The following is a 20,946-nucleotide window of genomic DNA, read 5'->3' as shown; positions in this document are numbered from 1 at the left end:
ACGTTCCTCCAGGTGATGGTGGCGGACGGACGACGAGCCCGACACGGGGGGCGGGGCCCGGAACGGAGCCCGGTGTCCGGGTCCTTCGGTGTTCCGGTGCCCCGCCCGCTGTCGGGGGCGCTCCGGGCGGGCTTTCGCGCCGTGCCCGCCCGGAGCGGTTCGGCCGGCGGGGAGTGAGGGGGTGCTCCGGCCCGCCGACCGGGGATGCGGCTACTCGCCGACCGGCTCGATGGTGGCCAGGGTGGTGATCGCCCCGAGCTGCCACCAGCCGTTCCACAGGGTCGCGGCGCTCTTGGGCGCGCCCTCGGCCTCGCTCGGCCAGTTCGTCCAGTACGTGTTGCTGGCCTGCGACCACATGCCGTTGTACCAGAGCGGGATCGCCGGCAGCTCGGCCAGCTGGATCTCCTGGAGCTGCGAGGTGATCTCGGCCGCGGCCTCGACGTCGTCCGCGGGGACGGCGGCGAGTTCCTCGACCAGGGCCCACGCCTCCTCGTTCTCGTAACGGCCGAAGTTCACCGTCGTCTGCTGCTCGTTGATGGGCAGCTGGAAGAGGTAGTCGTAGTACGTCCAGGGGGTGTTGCTCGCCTGGCGCTCGTTGTTGATGAGCAGGTCGAACTCGCCCGAGTTGCGGTTGTCCACCAGGAGGTCGAACTCGGGGGTCTGGGCCTCGACGTTGATGCCGACGGCCTGGGCGTTCTCCGCGATGACGCGGGCGGACTCCATCCAGTCGGTCCAGCCGGAGGGGACCTCCAGGGTGAGCGTGATGGGCTCACCGTCGGGGGTCTCGACGAAGCCGTCGCCGTCCTCGTCCTGGTAGCCGGCGTCCTCGAGGATCTCCACCGCGCGGTCGGCGTTGTAGGAGAAGCCCTCCTCCTCGACCAGACCGTGGTCGATGTAGTCGTCCCACAGCGGGAGCAGCCCGGTGGGGCTGGCCGCCTCGACGAGGTTGGCGTAGGGGCCCTCGATGATCTGCTGCATGTTGATCGAGTGGGCCAGCGCCTGCCGGAACTGGGCGTCGTCCAGCGGGGCCTTGGTGGTGTTGGGCACCAGCCAGGCGGTGTTGGCGGGCTGCATGTAGGGCGGCCCGTCGTAGAAGCTGGTGATCGCCTCGTTGCCGTTGATGATCTGGTCGATGCCCGGCAGGAAGTTGTTCGACAGGTCGACCTGTCCCTGCTGGAGCATGCCCAGGGTGACGTCGTTGGAGGCGTTGACGAGGTCGACGATGTAGCGGGGCTTCATCTCGAGGTCGAGCGCCTCGGTGCCCCACCAGTCGTCCTTGCGCTCCCAGACCAGGCGGTCGTCGCTGTGCGACTCGTAAACGTAGGGACCGGTGCCGACCGGCTCCTCGTTCACGTCGCTCATGACCTGCTCTTCGGTCTTCTCACCCCAGATGTGCTCGGGGGCGATGGGGTGCGAGTACACCCAGTTCATCCACTCCTGCGGGCGGCTCTCGCTGAACGTGACGCGGACGGTCTGCGCGTCCACGGCCTCCACGCTCTCGATGAAGTTCCACAGGTTGCTGAAGGGCACGGAACCGAACTGGCCGATCTCCAGGGTGGAGACCACGTCGGCCGAGTCGAAGGCCTCGCCGTCGGTCCAGGTGATGCCCTCGCGCAGGACGATCTCGTGGACGTTCTCCTCGGGCCAGCTGTCGCTCTCCGCCAGCCAGGGAACGTACTCACTGGTGTTCGGGTCGAAGAGGAAGAGCGGCTCGTAGGCCAGCCCCACCGTGCCGACCGCGTACTGGCCCTGCATGAAGGGGTTCCAGTTGGCGGGCGGACCCCATGCGGTACCGGTGGTGTACAGCGTCTCGTTCCGCGGGTACTCCCCGGAACCTTCTCCGTTTCCGCCGCCGCCACCCGAGCAGGCCGTGACCGCGATGGTCAGTGCCGCGAGTGCCGCCGGAAGCCGAAGAGATCTCATCTCGACTCCTCCTTCTCCACCCGGTCGGCCGCTCGTGGGGGGAACTGCCCTCTCCGGGGCTCGGAGAGGTGGGAGCGCTCCCAATCAGGGGCGCAGAGACAGGCCGTTGCTGAACCGGGTAAGTGACGTTAACAACAACACGCCGACGGGAAGGGCGTCAATGGTCGTCACTTCGCTGTTATTCGCTTGTAACAGCACGGATGTGGGCAAGACGCCCGGGCGATCACCGCGGAACCGGTTCCCCATGGGCTTCCTCCTTGCGCACGACATGACGGAGAGCACATCGTGCGCCGTAGTTTTCCATAGTGAATGATGTTTTGGTAGCGCTCCCACGGGGCCCCGGAAGCGCACCGGGCAGGGTGGCGCACCCCGAACGGACGCGCCGCCTCCGGGAGGGCGGATCAGGACGTCAGGGGGCCCGTGCTGCCGCGCGGCTGGAGTTCCCCCCGGGCCGTCTCCCGGCTGTCCACCGGCCTGCCCTCGACGGCCTCGGCGAGCATGCGGGCGATCTCCCTGCCGCCCGCGACCACGTCCCGGGCGACCGCGGTCAGCGAGGGGTGCACCACCTGGCACAGCACCGAGTCGTCCCAGGCCACGATGGACAGCTGACCGGGGACGTCGACCCCCATCTCCCGGGCCACCCCCAGCCCGGCCACCGCCATGAGGTCGTTGTCGTAGACGATCGCCGTGGGCCGGTCCGCGCTGGCCAGCAGGCGGCGGGTCGTGCGGGCGCCCGACTCCCCCGTGTAGTCCGCGTGGACGGTGCTCGCACCGGGCAGCCCCGCCTCGGCGGCGGCGGCCTCGAAGGCGCGGGTCCGGTCACGGGTGTGCACGAACTCGTCCGGCCCCGCCACCCGGACCACCCGCCGGTGCCCCAGGGCCGCGAGGTAGTGCACGACCTCCCGGACCGAGAAGGCGTCGTCGGTGTACAGGCAGGGTAGGGAGGAGGTCCCCCCGGGCCCGCCCAGGAACACCGCGGGCAGCGGCATCTCCTCGACCAGCGCGACCCTCGGGTCGTCGAGCCGCAGGTCGACGATGATCACCCCGTCCACACGGCGCTCGGCGAACCACCGGCGGTAGACACCGGCCTCCGCCTTCCGGTCGTCGGTGACCTGGAGGAGCAGGTCGGTGCCGGCGACCGCCAGCTCCGTCTCGATACCCGAGACAAGCTGCATGAAGAAGGGCTCGACGCCCAGGAAGCGGGCGGGGCGGTCGATGACCAGCCCGACCGCGCCCACCCGGCCGCCGGGCGACAGGGCGCGGGCCGTGCTGCTGGGCGCCCATCCCAGGTCATGGGCGATCGCCAGGATCCGTCGGCGGGTCTCCTGGGAGACTCCGGGGCGGCCGTTGAGGGCGTAGGAGACCGCCCCCTTGGACACCCCCGCGGCCTTGGCGATGTCCATGATGGTCGGCCGTCGCATCAAACCCCCCACACGTCCCCCTGAACTTGGCTGCTGAACCGGTTAAGCGGCGATGTGGGATTGTACTGTACGCTCCGTGACCGTCCACGGGCGAGGGGGACCGGGTCTCACGCGGACTGGCAGCCGGGGCACCAGTAGAGCGTCCGCCCGGCCAGTTCGGCCGAGGCGATCGGGGAACCGCACACCCGGCAGGGCTCGCCGGTGCGGTAGCAGACGTACAGGGTGTCCGGCCGGGGCACCGGGCGGGCGTCGGGGTCGGGCCGGTGTTCGGGGCGGGTCGTGATGATGTACCCGTCGCGGACGCCGTCCCGGAGCAGGCCCGCCAGGTCCTCCCACAGGGCGTCCCACCGCTCGCGGGAGACCTCCCGGCCCGGGGTCATGGGGTCCAGGCCCGCACGGAACAGGGACTCCGCCCGGTAGATGTTGCCGATCCCGGCGATGACCTCCTGCCGCATGAGCAGTGCGGCGATGCTCGTCCGGGAGCGCGAGACCGCCCGCCAGGCCCGCTCGGGGTCGGCGTCGGGGCGCAGCGGGTCGGGGCCCAGGCGCTCCTGGACCGCCAGCTTCTCCTCCTCGGTGACGACCTCGCAGGCCGAGGGGCCGCGCAGGTCGGCCCAGCCGGACGCGTTGACCAGCCGGGCCCGCACCGCGCCGACCGGCGCGGGGGGCACGACGAACCCGTCCCGGTCGCGGACCAGGCCTGTCCGCTCGGCACCGGCGGCGCGGGGCGCGCCCAGGTGGCGCTCGCCGTCGGCGTCGCCGAAGCTCCAGGCGCCGTACAGGCCCAGGTGGACCCGCAGCCACTCCCCGGAGTCGAAGCCCAGGAAAAGGTGCTTGCCGTGCGCCTCGCCCGTCGTCAGGACGCGGCCGTCGATCCGGGCGGCGCCGTCGGCGAAGCGGCCCTGGGGGCTGGTGGCCCGCACCGCGCCGCCGCCGAAGGTCTTGTCGAAGTGCGCCGCCAACCGGTGCAGCGTGTGGCCCTCGGGCACCCGTCCCCCTCGTCTCCCGGATCCCGGGTCCCGGCGGACCGGGACCTCCACCGCACCAAGGGTAGTGCGGGTCAGGGGGCGCCGAGGATCTCGCGGACGAGGCGTTCGGGGTCGGCCAGGCAGCGCCAGGCCGGGACCACCACGACGGGGTCGCCGGTGATGCGGTTGAGGGCGTCGCCGCGGTCCATGAGGCGGCGCAGCCTGCGGCCGTCGGGCTCGCGGTCCAGGAGGATGAGCAGGCGCCGGGCGCCGAAGCGCACCGCCAGGTCGGCGGTCCACCCCTCCACGGTCTGCTGGAGCGAGACCCGGGTGCCCGCCTCCCGGAGCCGGTCCACCAGGGCGCGGCAGGCGCCGTCCGGGGCGTTCTCGGGCACGGCGACCAGTTCGGCGAGCGGCCCGTCCCCGGCCTCCCAGTGGGCTCGGTCGCCGACGACGACGAGCCGCTGGCCGGTGCGGGTGAGCACCGCGGACCACAGGTGCCCCATCCGGCGTACCCGGCGCTCGATGGTCGCGGGGGCGCCCCGGGCGAGCAGCGGCGAGAGCACGGTGACGTCGGCCCGGTCGGGGCCGTCGCCGAGCAGGTCGGGGCCGCCGACCAGGACCCGGTGGCGGAAGGTCCGCGGTCGGAGCAGGCGGCGCAGGAGCGCCACCTGGGGCTGGGTGGGGGCGACCACGGCGATGGTGCGCCCGCGCGGCAGGTGCTCGTCGATCTCGTCGACGACCACGGCCGCCCGGTAGGCCTCCTCCCGGTTGACGTAGGACAGCCCGGGGGCGGCCTCGCAGACGCCCACGACGTCGCGCCACTCGAAGGCCGGGCCGCCGCCGGGGTCGGGCGCGGTGCGGACCGACACCCGTCCGCCGTAGCAGTGGCGCGAGGCGGTCTCGGCGAGCAGCGGCGGCGCCCCGGTGTGCTCGTCCAGCCACAGGGTCTCGTCGACGGCGCGGCGGACCGCCCCCAGCGCCGAGCCCGTGCCGTGGCGCAGGCCCCGCTCGTCCAGCCGGTCCGCGGCGAGCCCGGCGGCCGCCAGGGCGCGGCGCTCCTCGTCGGGTTCCAGGGCGCTGGCCGGGCCGGGGTGCGCCGGGTCGCCCAGGACCAGGGCCCGGGCCGACCGGTGCAGGGCGGGCAGCAGCTCGGCGACCCGGGTCCGCTCCGCCCCCAGGACGACGACCAGGTCGAACAGGCCCGCCCGCGGCGGCAGGGCGCGGACCTGGTCGGTGCGGCACACCCAGGCGGGCAGGACCTCGATCAGCCCGTCCATGCCGGGCCAGCCCGGCCCGAGGTGCCAGTTGAGGGTCTCCAGCCGGTTCTCCAGGGCGGGCCTGCCCCGCCACAGCCGGGGTCCGAGGGCGTCGGTCAGGCACTCGGCCCCCAGGCGGCGGTGCTCCTCCTGGGCCCGGGCCAGCCCGGCGGTCAGCTCGGACAGGGGGGCGTGCCGGGTGCGACGGTCCAGTGCGGCGCGCCAGCGGCCCTCCAGGCGGGCGGTCGCGCACAGCCGGGCGAGGGTCTCGGGGTCGGTCTCCAGGCCCAGTTCGCGGCGGATCGCGGACCGGTGCTGGAAGGCGCCCAGGCCGCCGGCGAAGGCGCGTTCGGCCCGGGGCAGCCAGTACTCGGGGCCGCCCCGCTCGGGTGTGAACAGCCGGTCCGGGTCCCAGCCGTCGGCGATACCGCGTTCGCGCTCCTGTGCCAGGTGGGCGAGCTCGTACCCGCCCGCGGCCATGTCGTCCATCTCGTCCCAGGCGGCGCGGACCAGGGACCAGTGGCGGGCCAGTTCCGCCCGGTGGGCGGCGGGGTCCCCTCCGCGGGGCGGGGCCCCGCCGTACCCGGTGAGCAGGCGGCCGATGAGTCGCGCCTCGGCGGCCCGGTGCTCCTTGCCGCCGACCCGCATGACGGGGAGGCCCCCCTCGGCCCGGTGCAGGACCTCGTGGACGTCGGACTCGGTGCGCCCGCACACCAGGACCCGCTGCCCGGCGCCGACCGCGGTGCGCACCACGGTGTCGACGAGGTCGTGGGCGCCGGTACCGGGCGGGGCGGCCACGGCGGTGAGCCGGTCGGCCATGGCCGCGCACAGGGCGGTGTACCCCGCCTGGTCCAGGGTGGTGGCGCTGAGCGGCACGGGGTGGTCCGCGTGCCGCCGCGGGGGCCGGGGCACGCGTCCGCGCCGGGGTCCGGGGCCGGGGTCCGGGGCGGGGGCGTCGCCGGAGCCCCGGAGCAGGGCGTGCAGGGCGGTGCCGTCGAGGGAGGCGGGGTCGATACCGTCCCGCTCGGTGGGGTCGAGGTCGGCCAGGACCGCCTCGACGGTACCGGGCTCGGGCTCGTCGTCGCCGGGACGGGCGCCGGGCCCTGCCCGGAACAGGACGGCGACGTTGTGGGCTCCGTCGACGGGTTCTCGGGGGGCGTCCCGGGTGGCCGCCGGGTCGATGTCGTCGACCCGCTCGATCTCCAGGCGGGAGAGCAGGGTGCGCACCTTGACGGCCAGGTCGGCGACGGCCGCGGGGAGCCCGGCGGGGTCGGGGGCACCGGAGCGCAGCCTGCTCCTCAGCTCGAAGAGGTCCTCGGGGTCGGTGGCGCCCAGGCGCTCCAGCAGTGCGGCGTTGACGTCGGGGGGACCGATGGCGCGGATCCGCGGGGCGCCGGAGGCGTCGGGGTCCTCGACCGCCTGGACGTCCACGGTGAGCAGGGGCAGGGCGGCCCGGTCGGCGCCCTCCCCCAGGAGGACGAGGGGGTAGCCGTAGCGCAGGGCCTGTCCGTACCGGGCGGCCAGGCGGGCCACCCGGGCCGCCGCGGGCCCGGCCGGGACGCGGTCGCCGCCGCCGGCGAACAGGGTCTCGGTACCGCCGGGCAGGCAGGCGCAGGTGTCGCCGTCGAGGTGGCCCGGCCGGATCGTGTGCCTGTGGACGGCCTCGCGGCGCAGGCAGGCGCGGAGGTACCCGAGCAGGGCGCGGGGGTCGGTGCCCTCGGCGGCGGGCGGTCTCCAGCGCAGGGACACCCCCGCCTCCCCCCGTCCTCCGATCCGGATGACGGCGGGCCGCCGCCCGGCGGCCACCGGTGCCCGATAGCCGCCGATCTCCTGCTCATCGTCCCGTAGTGATCTCACGTCCACCCCCGCCGTCGATTCTGTGACCATGCGATCACACACCGCTGTCAACGCCCATTGTCGTGGATAACGCGGGCCGGGGTCCCCCGAATACGGGAACCCGTGCGGACTTTCAGGCGCGGCCGCCGTGCAGTCGCAGGGCGATCCACAGCTCGGCGCGCACGTCGGGGTCGTCGAGGTCGGCCGGGAGCAGGTCGCGGATGCGGCGCATCCGGTAGCGCAGTGTGTGCCGGTGCACCCCCAGGGCCTCGGCGGCCGCGTCCCAGCGCCCCGACGCCGCCAGGTAGGCGCGCAGCGACGCGAGCAGTTCGGCACCGGACCGCTCGGCCAGCAGCGGGGCGAGCAGCTCCTCTGCCAGCCGGGTTCCGGCGGGGGTGTCGGCCAGACCCAGCAGGCCGCCGGGCAGTTCGGCGGCGCGCACCGGGCCGCCGCCCCGGGAGCGGGCCGCCTCCCGGGCCCGCTCTGCCTGGGCCAGGGCGGCGGCGAGCCCGGTGTAGTCCGCCGGGTCGCTGATCCCGACGGGGCCCTCGAGCAGGTCGGCGAGGGCCGCGGCCGGGGTGTCGGCCGCCGCCAGCAGCAGGGCGCCGCCCCCGTGCCCGGCCACGAGGACGCCGTGCGGGGGGTGGGCTCCCTGGGCGCCGTCCGCAGCGGCGACCACCACGGGGGCCGGGGGCAGCACGGCGATCAGCCGCTCGGCGCCGGGGTGGGCCGGGTCCAGGGCTCCGGCGAGGAGGGAGGCGAGCACGCCCTCGCCCATCCGGGCGACGTCCCCGTGGGCGTCGCGCTCCAGTTCCAGGGACAGCAGGGAGACCGCGGCGTTGACCAGGGTCCGCTGCTCGGGGCCCAACCGCCCGCCGGTGCCCACCGCGAGGAAACCGCGCACCCGGCGGCCGATGGCCAGCGGCTGGGCCCAGACGTGCTCCCCGTCCGCGGTGACCGCCACACTGGCGCGCGGTCCGGCGGCCCGGAGCCGCTCCAGCTCCCCGCCCAGGTCCTGCGGGCGCAGCGGCGCCCCGGCGGGGGCGGCGTGGCGCGGGGAGCCGTCGGCTGCCAGCAGCAGCACCCGGGCGCCCAGCTCCCGGGCGAGCCGGTCGACGACGGCCTCGGCCCCGGACAGGGCGGCGCGGGTGAGGTCGCGCTGGGCGGTGAAGGCCCGGCTCAGCCCTTCGTACTCCTCCTTGGCCAGGACCCGGGAGACCTCCTTGCCGACGGCGATGAAGGGGGTCTCGCGGGCCACCTCCAGCAGGACGACGCCGAACTCGGCGGCGGCCTCCCGCAGCCCGTCCGGGGTCCGGTCCAGGGCCACGCCCACCCCGAAGCCGAGCCCGGCGATGTCGCGCAGGGCCAGCCTCCGCACGTATTCGCGCAGGTCCGGGGGGGACTCGACCCAGCGGACACCGGTGGTGAGCAGCAGTTCGCCCCCGGCCAGGTAGGGGGTGGGGTCGGTGAGCTCGCTGACCGCCACCCACCCCACCGTGCGGTCCAGCCCCTCGTCTCCGGTGAGCGGGCGCAGTCCCAGGGAGGGCGTCCGCACCAGTCCGCCCAGGGTCGGTGGCATCGGCCCTCCACTCGTCGCGATCGGCGGGCCCTGCCGCATTGGCGCAGGGACCTGCGTCGATTATCCACGGTGTCCATGTCCGACCGCCCGCGCGCGCCCTAGTGTCATGCGGGTCGGGGCCGCGCGCCCCGCCCCGTTCCGCACCCCGTGTCGCACTGAAGGAGGCAGACGCATGGCCGTGACCGAGGTCGCCCAGTCCCGCCGGGTCGTCACCGAGATCCCCGGTCCCAAGTCCCGTGAGCTCCAGGAGCGCCGTGTCGCCGCCGTCGCCAAGGGCGTCGGCAGCGTGCTGCCCGTCTACGTGACCCGGGCCGGGGGCGGGATCGTCGAGGACGTCGACGGCAACGCGCTCATCGACTTCGGGTCCGGTATCGCCGTGACCAACGTCGGCAACGCCGACCCGCGCGTGGTGGAGCGCTCCGCCGAGCAGCTCGGCCGGTTCACGCACACCTGTTTCATGGTGAACCCGTACGAGGCGTACGTCGAGGTCTGCGAGGCCCTCAACCGGATCACCCCCGGCGACCACGAGAAGCGCTCGATCCTGCTGAACTCCGGCGCCGAGGCCGTCGAGAACGCGGTGAAGATCGCCCGCAGCGCCACCGGCCGCCAAGCCGTCGTGGTGTTCGACCACGCCTACCACGGCCGCACCAACCTCACCATGGGCCTGACCGCCAAGAACATGCCCTACAAGCAGGGCTTCGGGCCGTTCGCGGGCGAGATCCACCGCATGCCCATGGCGTACGCCTACCGCTGGCCCACCGGCCCGGAGAACTGCGGCCCCGAGGCCGCGGCCATGGTCACCGACCAGATCACCAAGCAGATCGGTGCGGAGAACGTGGCCGCCGTGGTGATCGAGCCGATCCAGGGCGAGGGCGGGTTCATCGAGCCCGCCCCCGGCTTCCTGCCCGCGATCGTCGAGTTCTGCCGCGCCAACGGGATCGTGTTCGTCGCCGACGAGGTGCAGACCGGCTTCGCCCGCACCGGCGACATGTTCGCCTGCGAGCACGAGGGCGTCGTCCCGGACCTCATCACCACCGCCAAGGGCATCGCCGGCGGCCTGCCGCTGGCCGCCGTGACCGGCCGCGCCGAGCTCATGGACGCCGTGCACGGCGGCGGCCTGGGCGGCACCTACGGCGGCAACCCGACGGCCTGCGCCGCGGCGCTGGCGTCGCTGGAGGCCATCGAGTCCGACGACCTGGTCGGGCGCGCCCGCGAGATCGGCGACCTGATGCTGGGCCGCCTGCGCAAGCTGGCCGAGGAGCACGCGATCATCGGCGACGTGCGGGGCCGCGGCGCGATGATCGCGATCGAGCTGGTCAAGGACGACAAGACCCCGGACCCGGAGTCGCTGGGCAGGATCCTGTCGTACTGCCACTCCCGGGGCCTGGTCCTGCTGAGCGCGGGCACCTACGGCAACGTGATCCGCATGCTGCCGCCGCTGGTCATCGGCGACGACCTGCTCAACGAGGGCCTGGACATCCTGGCCGAGGCGTTCGACCGGCTCTGATCCGCGCCTTTCCGCTCCTTTCGCCCGTCGCGCCACCGTCCGCCCGGCGCCCGGGGAGGGGGGACCTCCGCGCCGTGGGGCATCCGGTGGGCATCGCCCCCTACCGGGTGCCCCAGGCGTAGGTCTGCTTGCGGAGCCGGAGGTACAGGAAGGTCTCGGTGGAGGTCACCGAATCGACGGCTCGCATGGCCGCCAGGATCTCCAGGAGGCGGGCGTCGTTCTCGGCGACGACCTCGACCAGGAGGTCGAAGGATCCCGCCGTGATGACGACGTACTCCACGCCCGGGATCTCGGAGATCGCGTCGGCGGCGGTGTTGAGGTCGCCGTCGGTGCGCACGCCGATCATGGCCTGGCGGTGGAAGCCGAGCATCATGGGGTCGGTGACGCCCACGACCTGGACCACCCCGGACTCCAGCAGGCGCTGGACGCGCTGGCGCACGGCGGCCTCGGACAGGCCGACGGCCTTGCCGATGGCGGCGTAGGAGCGGCGGCCGTCCTCCTGGAGCACCTCGATGATGCGTTTGGCGGTCTCGTCCAGGACGATGCCGTTGCCCCTGCGCCGGGGGTCTGGGTCCGACTGGCCGCTCACATGGCCCTCCGTGCATCCAACGTATTTTGTGCGTATGAACGGCGGATTTCATCGAGATCCAACGCCCCTACAACGGATTCCAAGGCTACTGCACGGTCATTCATTTAACGAGGCCAACGTCCGGTCAGCGCGGTCCCTCGCGCACCGAGTCCAGTGACAGCAGCGCCACGTGCAGGGACAGGCAGGCCTCGACCGAGTCCAGGTCGACGTCGAGCACGTTGGAGATCCTGCGCAGACGATCGTAGAACGCGGGCCGGGACAGGTGCGCGGCGGCCGCGGCCGAAGCCTTGTTGCGCCCGGCCGCCAGGTAGTGGCGGAGCATGTCGGTGAGGTCCGAGCCGTGCCGGGCGTCGTGGTCCAGCAGCGGCCCCAGCTCGCGCTCCACGTAGGTCTGCAGCCGCTCGTCGTCGCGGAACAGGTGCAGCAGGCCGCGCAGGTGCAGGTCGGGCAGGCGGTAGAACGGCCGCCGGTCGCTCTGGCGTACCGCCACGTCGCCCACCTGGCGCGCCTCCAGGAAGGAGCGGCGCACCTCGCGGATGTCGTCGGCGGCCGAGCCGACCGCGAGCACCGCGGCGTCCCCGACGGTCACCGCCAGCCGGTCGGCGAGCATGTGCAGGGTGGCGTCGACGCGCCTCCGCGGCGGCAGCGCCAGCAGGACGCCCACCCGCAGGTCGTCCAGGGAGCCCACCAGTGCGGGCAGCCGCAGGTCGCGGCATGCCCGGGCGGCGCCCTCGGCGGTGTCGGAGAGGCGGGCCTGGGCGGCCAGGCCGGTACCGTTCTCGCGCAGGCGCAGCACCAGGCCCACCAGTTCGCGGTTGTTGAGCGGCACGCCCACGGCCCGGGCCCGGACCAGGGCCTCCTCGGGGTCGGAGTAGGCGCGGTCGATGATGCCCGCGATGATCGTGCGGTGGGTCTGGCGCTCCAGGCTCTCCTGGTGACGCTCGAGCAGCCGCCCCAGCGCCAGGGTGGTGGCGGCGCGCTCGATGAGCATGCTCTGGCGCGGGGTGGGGTTGGCCCCGGCGATGAGGATGAGCCGCCCCCAGTCCTGCCCGCGGGCGCCGACGGTGGTGACCAGCCAGCCGGTGGCCGGGGCGTGGACGGTGCGGGTACCCGAGCGAACGGCGCGCGAGCGGCTCTCCCAGGAGGTGAGCAGGGTTCCGGGGTCCTCCGCGTTGAGGTCGCAGGCCAGCACCTGGTGGGAGAGGTTCTCCAGGACCACCGGGCAGCCGGACAGCTGGGCGACCTCGTGCAGGATGCGGTCGGTGTCGGCGCCCTCCACCGACAGGCGGGTGAAGACCGAGTGGAGCTTCTCGGACTCCCGCAGCTCCTCCAGCTGCTCGTTGACGACCCGGATGTGGACGGCCTCGGTGATCTCCACGAACCGGGCCTCCCGGTCCAGCAGGATCACCGGGACCCCGGCCGAGCGGGCGGCGTCGAGGAACGCCTCGGGCAGCTCGGCGTGGTACTTGCGGCCCAGCTCGACGGCGATGCCGCTGACGCCGACGGCCGCCAGGTCGTCCATGTAGCGCCTGAGCGCGTCGGGGTCGTCCGGCATGGCGATGCCGGTGCTGAGCACGAGCTCGCCGCCGCGCAGCAGGTGCGCCAGGTCGGTGACCTCGGCGATGTGGACCCAGCGGACGGGCACGTCCAGGTGCTCGGAGCCGACCACCACGCGGGGACGGGCGCGCTGGAGGGCGGGGAGGCGCAGGACCTCGGCAAGGGTGGGAAGCACGCCGCCATTCTAGGACACAGTGTCAGAAGCCACCCGGGCGTCCTTGACACTGTGCCCGCCTCCCGGCGCTCCGGCGGCCCTGACCCCCCGGTGAGCAGGCAGGGCGGGGCTTTTACAGACCGTAAGCCCGGCCTGCATGTTGTCAACATGGTGGTTCTGGCCAAGCCCGCGGGCCCCGGAGAGACTGGGGTCATGTCGGAACTCCTCTCGCGCCACCGCGCGGTCATGCCCTCCTGGTTGCCCCTGTACTACGAGTCCCCGCTGGAGATCACCTCCGGCAGCGGCTCCCGCGTCACCGACGCCGACGGCCGGACCTACCTGGACTTCTTCGGCGGCATCGTGACCAACATGCTCGGCTACGACGTGGCCGAGGTGCGCGAGGCCGTGGAGCGGCAGATCGCCAGGGGCGTCGTGCACACCTCGACCCTGTACCTGATCCGCTCCCAGGTCGAGCTGGCCGAGAAGATCGCCCGCCTGTCGGGCATCCCGGACGCGAAGGTGTTCTTCACCAACTCCGGCACCGAGGCCAACGAGACCGCGCTGCTGCTGGCCACCTGCGCCCGCGGCAGCGACGAGGTGCTGGCCCTGCGCGGCAGCTACCACGGCCGCTCCTACGGGACCATCGCCGTCACCGGCAACCGCGCCTGGAAGAACTCCTCCCTGTCCCCGCTCAACGTGCACTACCTGCACGGCACGGACCACGCCTCCCCGGTGTTCCGCGGCATGTCGGAGAAGGAGTACATCGAGGCCTGCGTCGCCGACCTGCGCGACGTCCTCGACACCGCCGCCCCGAACGTCGCCTGCCTGATCGCCGAGCCGATCCAGGGCGTGGGCGGGTTCGCCATGCCCCCGGACGGGCTGTACGCCGCCTACAAGGAGGTGCTCGACGAGCACGGCATCCTCTTCGTCTCCGACGAGGTGCAGACCGGCTGGGGCCGCACCGGAACGAGCTTCTTCGGTATCGGCGACCACGGGGTGACCCCCGACGCGATGACCTTCGCCAAGGGCCTGGGCAACGGCTTCGCGGTCGGCGGCGTCGTGGCGCGCGGCGACCTCATGGACGGCCTGTCGGCTCTGGGCGTGGCCACCTTCGGCGGCAACCCGGTGTCGATGGCGGCCGCCGGGGCCACCCTCGACTACGTGCTGGAGCACGACCTCCAGGGCAACGCGCTGCGCCAGGGGGCCCTCATCATCGAGGGCCTGCGCCCGCTGACCGAGCTGCCGTCGGTGTCCGACGTGCGCGGCAAGGGCCTGATGTTCGCCGTGGAGATGGCGGACCCGCGCACCGGCGCCCCCTCCCCGGCCCTGGCCGGGCGGGTGCTGGAGGCCGCCCGCGAGCGCGGCCTGCTCATCGGCAAGGGCGGCGTGCACGGCAACGTACTGCGGATGGCCCCGCCGCTGACCCTGTCCGCCGAGGACGCCGCAGAAGGCCGGGACCTGCTGATCGACGCCGTGCGCTCGGTCGACGCCCAGGCCTGAGAAGACCCGAGGAGACGAGAGAAGACATGGGCAAGCACGTCACCCACTGGATCGGCGGACGCCGCTACGAGGGTCCGGCCAAGCGCCAGGGCGACATCCACAACCCCGCCTCGGGCCTGGTCACCGGCACCGTGGACCTGGCCGGCCGGGAGGAGGTGGACGCGGCGGTGGCCGCGGCCCGGGCCGCGTTCCCGGCCTGGCGCGACACGTCCCTGTCCCGGCGGGTCCAGATCCTGTTCCGGTTCCGGGAACTGCTCAACGCCGAGCGGGACGAGCTGGCCGCGGCCGTCAGCGCCGAGCACGGCAAGGTGTTCTCCGACGCCCAGGGCGAGGTGGCCCGGGGCCTGGAGGTCGTGGACTTCGCCTGCGGCATCCCCCACCTGCTCAAGGGCGGCTACTCCGAGAACGTGTCCACCGGCGTGGACTCCTACTCCATCCTCCAGCCGCTGGGCGTGGTCGCGGGCATCACCCCGTTCAACTTCCCGGCCATGGTGCCGATGTGGATGTTCCCCGTGGCCATCGCCTGCGGCAACGCCTTCGTCCTCAAGCCCAGCGAGAAGGACCCGTCGGCCTCGCTGCTGATCGCGGACCTGTGGGCGCGGGCGGGGCTGCCCGAGGGCGTGTTCAGCGTGGTCCAGGGCGACAAGGAGGCCGTGGACGCGCTGCTGGAGCACCCGGACGTGGCGGCGGTCAGCTTCGTGGGCTCCACCCCGATCGCCCGGTACGTCTACCGGACGGCGGCCGAGCACGGCAAGCGGGCACAGGCGCTGGGCGGGGCCAAGAACCACATGGTGGTGCTGCCCGACGCGGACCTGGACCTGGCCGCCGACCAGGCGGTGTCGGCCGGTTTCGGCTCGGCGGGCGAGCGCTGCATGGCCATCTCCGCCGTGGTCGCGGTGGACCCGGTGGGCGACGAGCTGGTCGCCAGGATCAAGGAGCGGATCTCCCGGCTGCGCGTGGGCCCGGGCGACGACGAGCGCAGCGAGATGGGCCCGCTGGTCACCCGCGAGCACCGCGACAAGGTCGCCTCCTACCTGGACTCGGGGGTGCGCGAGGGCGCCACGCTGGCCGCGGACGGCCGGGTCCACCCGGTCCTGGGCGGCGGGGGCGACGGCTTCTGGCTGGGCCCGACGGTGCTCGACCACGTGACCCCGGAGATGTCCTGCTACCGGGACGAGATCTTCGGTCCGGTGCTGAGCGTGCTGCGCGCGCAGGACTACGACACGGCGGTGAAGCTGGTCAACGACAACCCCTACGGCAACGGGACCGCGATCTTCACCAACGACGGCGGGGCGGCCCGGCGCTTCCAGAACGAGGTCGAGGTGGGCATGGTCGGCATCAACGTGCCGATCCCGGTGCCGATGGCCTACTACTCGTTCGGCGGGTGGAAGCAGTCGCTGTTCGGGGACTCGCACGCACACGGCACCGAGGGCGTGCACTTCTACACCCGCACCAAGGCGGTCACCGCCCGGTGGATCGATCCGGGCGCGCGCCCGGCCGGGGGTGTGGACCTGGGGTTCCCCACCAACGGATAACGGTCATTGCGGACTGTCCGCAGTTCCGGGAAATAACGGACGGATACGTTCCTCGGACGGCCGCGGCGGGCGACTCGGAGTATCGTGGGTGTCGCCCGCCCCTCACGGGGCGTGGCCACGGCCTGACCGCGGGACCATTCCGGAAAAGGCGCGCTCAACTTCCCCTCCTCCCCACGGAAGCGGGCGCGCCCGCGGGAGCGCTCCGGGTCCTCCTCTCCCCCTGGACCCGGAGCGCCACCCTGTTCTCCTCAGCGGGCGGCGAACAGCCGCGAGTCGGCGGCGGCCGGAGACCCGGCGCCGACCAGTGCCGCGCAGTCACCACAACCGAACACCGGTCCCCCGTCCGGCAGAACGCCCAGGGCGATCCGCGGCCGGGGCCATCGCGTGTGGCAAACGGCGCAGGCGTCCCCCGCGCACTGCTCGGCGCTCAGTGAGTCCGGGTCGTACACGTATCCGTCGGATACGCCGTCGACCCTCACATCGGATGCGCACATCGTGCTCGTTCCGCGCAATGTCCCTGCTCCCCCCCGTGGTTTAGGACAGTCTGGCGGGCCGATAGTTACCGGCTCTTTATTCAATCAGAGGCACCAGGCCCCTGGAAGGGTCCGGACGGATCTAAATCACTCCGTGCATGGAAATCATAGCTCTAAGTAACCAAGGCTGGGAAGACCCCACCTGAAAGCTGAGTAATCAGCGGATTTGTCGGACATCCAGAGGGCGACCTGCTGCCGAAAGACCTGAATCAGTCGCGGGGAACCACCGCGAAACGGCGCATCGCCAACGCCGGGTTGGTGGTCCGGACCTCCTCCACCCGGGCGGCCGAAACCTCGGCGGCGGCCACCTCGAAGGCCTGCTCCCCCAGCGCCGCGACCGGCGTCCCCATCGGGTCGATCACCATGCTGTTGCCCGATCCCGATGGCGCCGCCTGCCCGGCGGCGGCGACGTAGACGGTGTTCTCCACGGCGCGGGCGCGCGCCAGGGTCCGCCAGTGCTCCTCCTTGAGGGGGCCGGGGACCCACTGCGCGGCCAGCAGCACCACATGTGCCCCGGCATCCGCGATCCGCCGCGTCACCTCGGGGAAGCGCAGGTCATAGCAGGTCTGCAAGCCGAAGGTCACACCGTCCACGGTGAAGGTCCGCGGGTCCTCGATGGGCCCGGGGGCGACCACGTCGGACTCCTTGGCGCCGAACGCGTCGTACAGGTGGACCTTGCGGTAGAGCGCCGCGCACTCCCCCCGCGGCGACAGCGCCACCAGGGTGTTGGTGAAGTGCGTACCCCCGCCGGTCTCCTCGTTGACGCCCAGCACCAGGTGGACGCCCTCCCGGCGGGCGGTGTCGGCGGCGGCCGAGACGAACGGCCCGTCCAGGGGCTCGGCCGCCTCGACGTAGCGCCCGTCGGTGCGGGGAGCGGTGAACATCGTGTACTCGGGGAGCAGCACCACCCGCGCGCCCAGCGCCGCGGCCCGCGCGGCCAGCCGGGCCACCGAGCGCAGATTCTCCGCCTTGTCCTGACCGGGGGCGAACTGGGCGACCGCGACCTGCACCATCGGACTCTCCTCATCGACACGGGTGCCACGAGTGTACGACCACCCACTTGCCAGCAAGCTGAACGCGTGTTTAACCTATTGAACATGAGTTCAGCCGATTCCTCCGACCTCACCGCGCGCGCCCGCATCCGCGACGCCGCCATCGAGTGCTTCGGACGGCACGGCTTCAAGGTGACCGTCCGGGCCATCGCCGAGAAGGCGGGGGTCTCCCCCGGCCTGGTCATCCACCACTTCGGGTCCAAGGACGGACTCCGCAGGGCCTGCGACGACCACGTCTTCGAGATCGTGCACACGATCAAGAAGGAGTCGGTGACCTCCGAGCCCTCCGTCTCCCTCCAGCACGTGGCGCACATCGAGGAGTTCGCCCCCCTGCTGGCCTACGCCGTGCGCTCCTTCCAGGAGGGCGGGTCCGTCGGCCGCGCCCTGTACGAGCGCATGGTCGAGGACATCCAGGACTACCTCGCCGCGGGGGAGGCCGCCGGAACGATCCGGCCCAGCCGCGACCCGGCCAAACGCGCCCGGTGGCTGGCCGAGAGCTCCATGGGCTCCTTCCTCGTCGCACTGTCCATGCGGCCCGACCCCGACGACATCGACTTCCCACTGTTCCTGCGGGAATGGATGGAGGAGCACATGCTCCCGCTACTGGAGCTCTACACCGAAGGTCTCTACGCCGACCGGAAGATGCTCGACGCCTACCTGCTGTACGTCAGCGACCCGCCCCCGGCCACCGGCTGACGTACCGGGCCCCGAGCCCCTCCCCCTCCGGAAGAGAGAAGAGACCACCCACCATGTCATCACCCGTCATCGACGCGCGCGGCGTCGACAAGTACTTCGGCCGCTTCAAGGCCCTCGACGGCCTGGACCTGCGCGTGGAGGCCGGCCAGGTCGCCGGGTTCCTCGGCCCCAACGGCTCCGGCAAGTCCACGACCATCCGCGTCCTGCTCGGCCTGCTCAGGGCCGACGCCGGCACCGTCGCCCTGCTGGGCGGCGACCCCTGGAAGGACGCCGTCTCCCTGCACGGACGGCTGGCCTACGTCCCCGGCGACGTCACCCTGTGGCCCAACCTGACCGGAGGCCAGGCCATCGACCTGCTCGGGCGGCTGCGCGGCGGCCTGGACCAAGCCCGCAAGAAGGAGCTCCTGGGCCGCTTCGAGCTGGACCCCACCAAGAAGGCGCGCACCTACTCCAAGGGCAACCGGCAGAAGGTCGCCCTGGTCGCGGCCCTGGCCTCCGACGCCGAGCTGCTCATCCTGGACGAGCCGACCTCCGGCCTGGACCCCCTCATGGAGGCGGTGTTCACCGGGTGCGTGCTGGAGGCCAAGGAGCAGGGCCGCACGGTCCTGCTGTCCAGCCACATCCTGTCCGAGGTCGAGAAGCTCTGCGACACCGTCACGATCATCCGCCAGGGCAGGGCGGTGGAGTCGGGGACCCTGGAGGACATGCGCCACCTGACCCGGTCGTCGGTGCGCGCCACCGTCGCCGGGGACCCCGCCGCCCTGGCCTCCCTGGCCGGCGTGCACAACGCGGAGGTCGACGGCGACCGGATCTCCATGGACGTGGACAACGACCACCTGGACACCGTCATGCGGGCGGTGACCGACCTGGGCGTGCGCTCCCTGGTGAGCAACCCGCCCTCCCTGGAGGAGCTGTTCCTGCGCCACTACGGCGACGAGCTGGCCGCCCTCAACGGCGACCGCGGGAGCGCGGCATGAGCGCCCTCGCCGGAACCGGGACACTGACCCGGTTCATCCTGCGCCGCGACCGCCTCCGGCTGTCGGTCTGGACGGTCGCCCTGGTCGGCACGACGGTCATGACCGTCCCCACCCTGGACGAGACGTTCTCCACCGACGCCCAGCGCCAGGCCCGGGCCGCCCTCATGGACACGCCCACCGGGATCGTCTTCGGCGGCCCGGGGTACGGGCTGGAGGACTACACGCTCGGCGCCATGGTCGCCAACGAGCTGACGATGAGCCTGCTCATCGCCCTGGCGATCATGAGCATCCTGCACGTGGTCCGGCACACGCGGGCCGAGGAGGAGAGCGGCCGCGCCGAACTCCTGCGGGCCGGGGTCCTGGGCTCCGGCGCCCAGATGACGGCCGCCCTGCTCACCGTCGCCCTGGTGAACCTGGCCATCGGCGGGCTGGTCGGGGCGACCATGGCCGGGTTCGGCCTGGAGACCGCCGACTCCCTGGCCTACGGGCTGGGCCTGGGGATGGCCGGGCTCACCTTCGGCGCCATCACCGCGGTGTGCGCCCAGCTCACCGAGCACGGGCGGGGCGCCTCCGGGCTGGCCTTCCTCGCCGTCGGGGTGCTCTTCATGGCGCGGGTCGTCGGCGACCTGGCCGAGCGCGGGGGCGGTGCGGCCTCGTGGGCCTCCCCCTTCGCGTGGGTGCAGCAGACCCGGGTGTTCGACGACCTGCGCTGGTGGCCGCTGGCCCTGTACCCGCTGGCCGTGATCGCCCTGTTCTGCGTCGCCTACGCCCTCGCCGGGCGCCGGGACCTGGGGGCCGGGCTGATCCCGCCGCGTCCCGGGCCGGCCGCGGCGAGCCCCCTCCTCAACGGGGTCTTCGCCCTGCACCTGCGCCAGCAGCGCGGCTCGATCATCGCCTGGAGCGTCGCGACCTTCCTGTTCGCGATCTCCTTCGGCACCCTCGCCACCGAGGTCGAGGGGATGGTCGAATCGAACCCCGACATCGTCGCCCTCCTGGCCGACGCCTCCACCGAGGACATCACCGGAGGCTTCCTGAGCGTGATGACGGGCTACGTGGTCATGGCGGCGGCGGCCAACGGCATCCTGTCGGTCCTGCGGGCACGGACCGAGGAGACGGCGGGCCGGGCCGAACTCGTCCTGTCCGCGGCGGTGGGCCGGACCCGCTGGTACGGGGCCGCCCTGGCGGTGGCCGTCCTGTCGACGGCCCTCGTGGTGGTCCTGGGCGGACTGGGCATCGGCATCGGGGCGCTCAGCGCCACGGACGACCCCTCCTGGGTCGGCACGATGCTGGAGTCGGCGCTGTCGCAGCTGCCGATGGCGCTGGCGTTCGCCGCGGCGACCGCGCTGTTCGTCGGCGCGGCCCCGCGCCTGATGCCGCTGGTGTGGCTCTGGCTGGGGTACAGCGTCTTCACCACCATGCTCGGCGCCCTGCTGGGCATGCCGGACTGGGCGCTGGACCTGAGCGCGTTCGGGATGCTGCCGCAGCCGCCGATGGAGGACGTCGAGGCCGTCCCGGTCGCGATCGCCTCCGTCGCGGTCCTCGTCGCCCTCGCCCTGGCCCTGGCGGGCTTCCGCCGCCGGGACCTGGCCTCCGTCTGATCCCCGGCCGGCCCCGGGGTCCGTCCCCGGGGCCGGACCGCCCGTTCGCTCCGCCCCCCTGGCCTCAGAAGCCCCTTCCGCAACGGGCGGCGATGATAGCACCGGATCATGTTCTCCGGCAGATCACCATATCGAGAACGGAAAACCGGCGCGGAGTCCCAGAAAAACACATCTGCGCACTTCAATGGGCCGCACCGGAAAAAACACGGGCAAAGATACGCCCCGGCGTCCTCAACAGGCCATCGCCTTTCTTCCGCATCCG

Annotated in this window: 15 protein-coding genes; 6 read left to right on the top strand and 9 right to left on the bottom strand. The window is 73.0% G+C overall.

Annotation, left to right across the window (positions count from 1 at the left end; translation table 11 throughout):
- Positions 1–210: 210 nt before the first annotated feature.
- From ACSUPR_RS22025 to ACSUPR_RS22005, 5 genes are all read right to left on the bottom strand, one after another.
- Positions 211–1,923, bottom strand: coding sequence for an ABC transporter substrate-binding protein (locus tag ACSUPR_RS22025; RefSeq protein WP_436886602.1), 1,713 nt, complete (start codon positions 1,921–1,923; stop codon positions 211–213).
- 401 nt (positions 1,924–2,324) lie between these two features.
- Entirely contained in the window at positions 2,325–3,344 is a 1,020-nt protein-coding gene (locus ACSUPR_RS22020; protein ID WP_436886601.1) for a LacI family DNA-binding transcriptional regulator, read from the bottom strand.
- A 107-nt stretch (positions 3,345–3,451) separates the two neighbouring features.
- Positions 3,452–4,333 (bottom strand): Fpg/Nei family DNA glycosylase, encoded by an 882-nt coding sequence (locus tag ACSUPR_RS22015; RefSeq protein WP_436886600.1) that lies wholly within the window; start codon positions 4,331–4,333, stop codon positions 3,452–3,454.
- Between the two features lie 71 nt (positions 4,334–4,404).
- The gene (locus ACSUPR_RS22010; protein ID WP_436892098.1) at positions 4,405–7,428 is read right to left on the bottom strand and encodes a DNA helicase; all 3,024 of its coding nucleotides are present in this window, start codon (positions 7,426–7,428) and stop codon (positions 4,405–4,407) included.
- Positions 7,429–7,540: 112 nt separating this feature from the next.
- The gene (locus tag ACSUPR_RS22005) at positions 7,541–8,986 is read right to left on the bottom strand and encodes a PucR family transcriptional regulator (protein WP_436886599.1); all 1,446 of its coding nucleotides are present in this window, start codon (positions 8,984–8,986) and stop codon (positions 7,541–7,543) included.
- Positions 8,987–9,158: 172 nt separating this feature from the next.
- On the opposite strand from ACSUPR_RS22005, the gene gabT reads away from it, so the two are divergent.
- Positions 9,159–10,493 (top strand): 4-aminobutyrate--2-oxoglutarate transaminase, encoded by a 1,335-nt coding sequence (gene gabT, locus ACSUPR_RS22000; protein WP_436886598.1) that lies wholly within the window; start codon positions 9,159–9,161, stop codon positions 10,491–10,493.
- Between the two features lie 100 nt (positions 10,494–10,593).
- On the opposite strand, the gene ACSUPR_RS21995 is transcribed toward gabT, so the two are convergent.
- On the bottom strand, positions 10,594–11,082 hold the full coding sequence (locus tag ACSUPR_RS21995; protein WP_436886597.1) for an Lrp/AsnC family transcriptional regulator: 489 nt from the start codon (positions 11,080–11,082) through the stop codon (positions 10,594–10,596).
- Between the two features lie 124 nt (positions 11,083–11,206).
- Positions 11,207–12,814: a PucR family transcriptional regulator gene (locus ACSUPR_RS21990; protein WP_436886596.1), complete on the bottom strand. Its 1,608-nt coding sequence runs from the start codon at positions 12,812–12,814 to the stop codon at positions 11,207–11,209.
- A 192-nt stretch (positions 12,815–13,006) separates the two neighbouring features.
- On the opposite strand from ACSUPR_RS21990, the gene ACSUPR_RS21985 reads away from it, so the two are divergent.
- Together ACSUPR_RS21985 and ACSUPR_RS21980 are read left to right on the top strand one after the other, a co-directional pair.
- Positions 13,007–14,293 (top strand): aspartate aminotransferase family protein, encoded by a 1,287-nt coding sequence (locus ACSUPR_RS21985; RefSeq protein ID WP_436886595.1) that lies wholly within the window; start codon positions 13,007–13,009, stop codon positions 14,291–14,293.
- Between the two features lie 26 nt (positions 14,294–14,319).
- Positions 14,320–15,828 (top strand): CoA-acylating methylmalonate-semialdehyde dehydrogenase, encoded by a 1,509-nt coding sequence (locus ACSUPR_RS21980; RefSeq protein WP_436886594.1) that lies wholly within the window; start codon positions 14,320–14,322, stop codon positions 15,826–15,828.
- 248 nt (positions 15,829–16,076) lie between these two features.
- Here ACSUPR_RS21980 and ACSUPR_RS21975 read toward each other — a convergent pair whose 3' ends face one another.
- Positions 16,077–16,322 carry a hypothetical protein gene (locus tag ACSUPR_RS21975; RefSeq protein WP_436886593.1) on the bottom strand — a complete coding sequence of 82 codons (246 nt, stop codon included), beginning with the start codon at positions 16,320–16,322 and terminating at the stop codon, positions 16,077–16,079.
- A 248-nt stretch (positions 16,323–16,570) separates the two neighbouring features.
- Positions 16,571–17,374, bottom strand: coding sequence for a carbon-nitrogen hydrolase family protein (locus ACSUPR_RS21970; RefSeq protein ID WP_436886592.1), 804 nt, complete (start codon positions 17,372–17,374; stop codon positions 16,571–16,573).
- Between the two features lie 84 nt (positions 17,375–17,458).
- Here ACSUPR_RS21970 and ACSUPR_RS21965 point away from each other — a divergent pair, with 84 nt between their 5' ends.
- The 3 genes from ACSUPR_RS21965 to ACSUPR_RS21955 are packed head-to-tail and all read left to right on the top strand — an operon-like array spanning position 17,459 to position 20,684.
- Entirely contained in the window at positions 17,459–18,109 is a 651-nt protein-coding gene (locus tag ACSUPR_RS21965; RefSeq protein ID WP_436886591.1) for a TetR family transcriptional regulator, read from the top strand.
- 53 nt (positions 18,110–18,162) lie between these two features.
- Positions 18,163–19,086 carry an ABC transporter ATP-binding protein gene (locus tag ACSUPR_RS21960; RefSeq protein ID WP_436886590.1) on the top strand — a complete coding sequence of 308 codons (924 nt, stop codon included), beginning with the start codon at positions 18,163–18,165 and terminating at the stop codon, positions 19,084–19,086.
- A complete protein-coding gene (locus tag ACSUPR_RS21955) occupies positions 19,083–20,684 on the top strand; it encodes an ABC transporter permease (RefSeq protein WP_436886589.1) in 1,602 nt (533 codons plus the stop codon). Before ACSUPR_RS21960 ends, ACSUPR_RS21955 begins: the two co-directional genes overlap by 4 nt.
- Positions 20,685–20,946: the final 262 nt, after the last annotated feature.

The organism is Nocardiopsis dassonvillei (assembly GCF_964273065.1).
In the GTDB taxonomy this organism is placed as follows: Bacteria; Actinomycetota; Actinomycetes; order Streptosporangiales; family Streptosporangiaceae; genus Nocardiopsis; species Nocardiopsis dassonvillei_B.
This window is presented reverse-complemented; position numbering and strand designations above follow the sequence as displayed.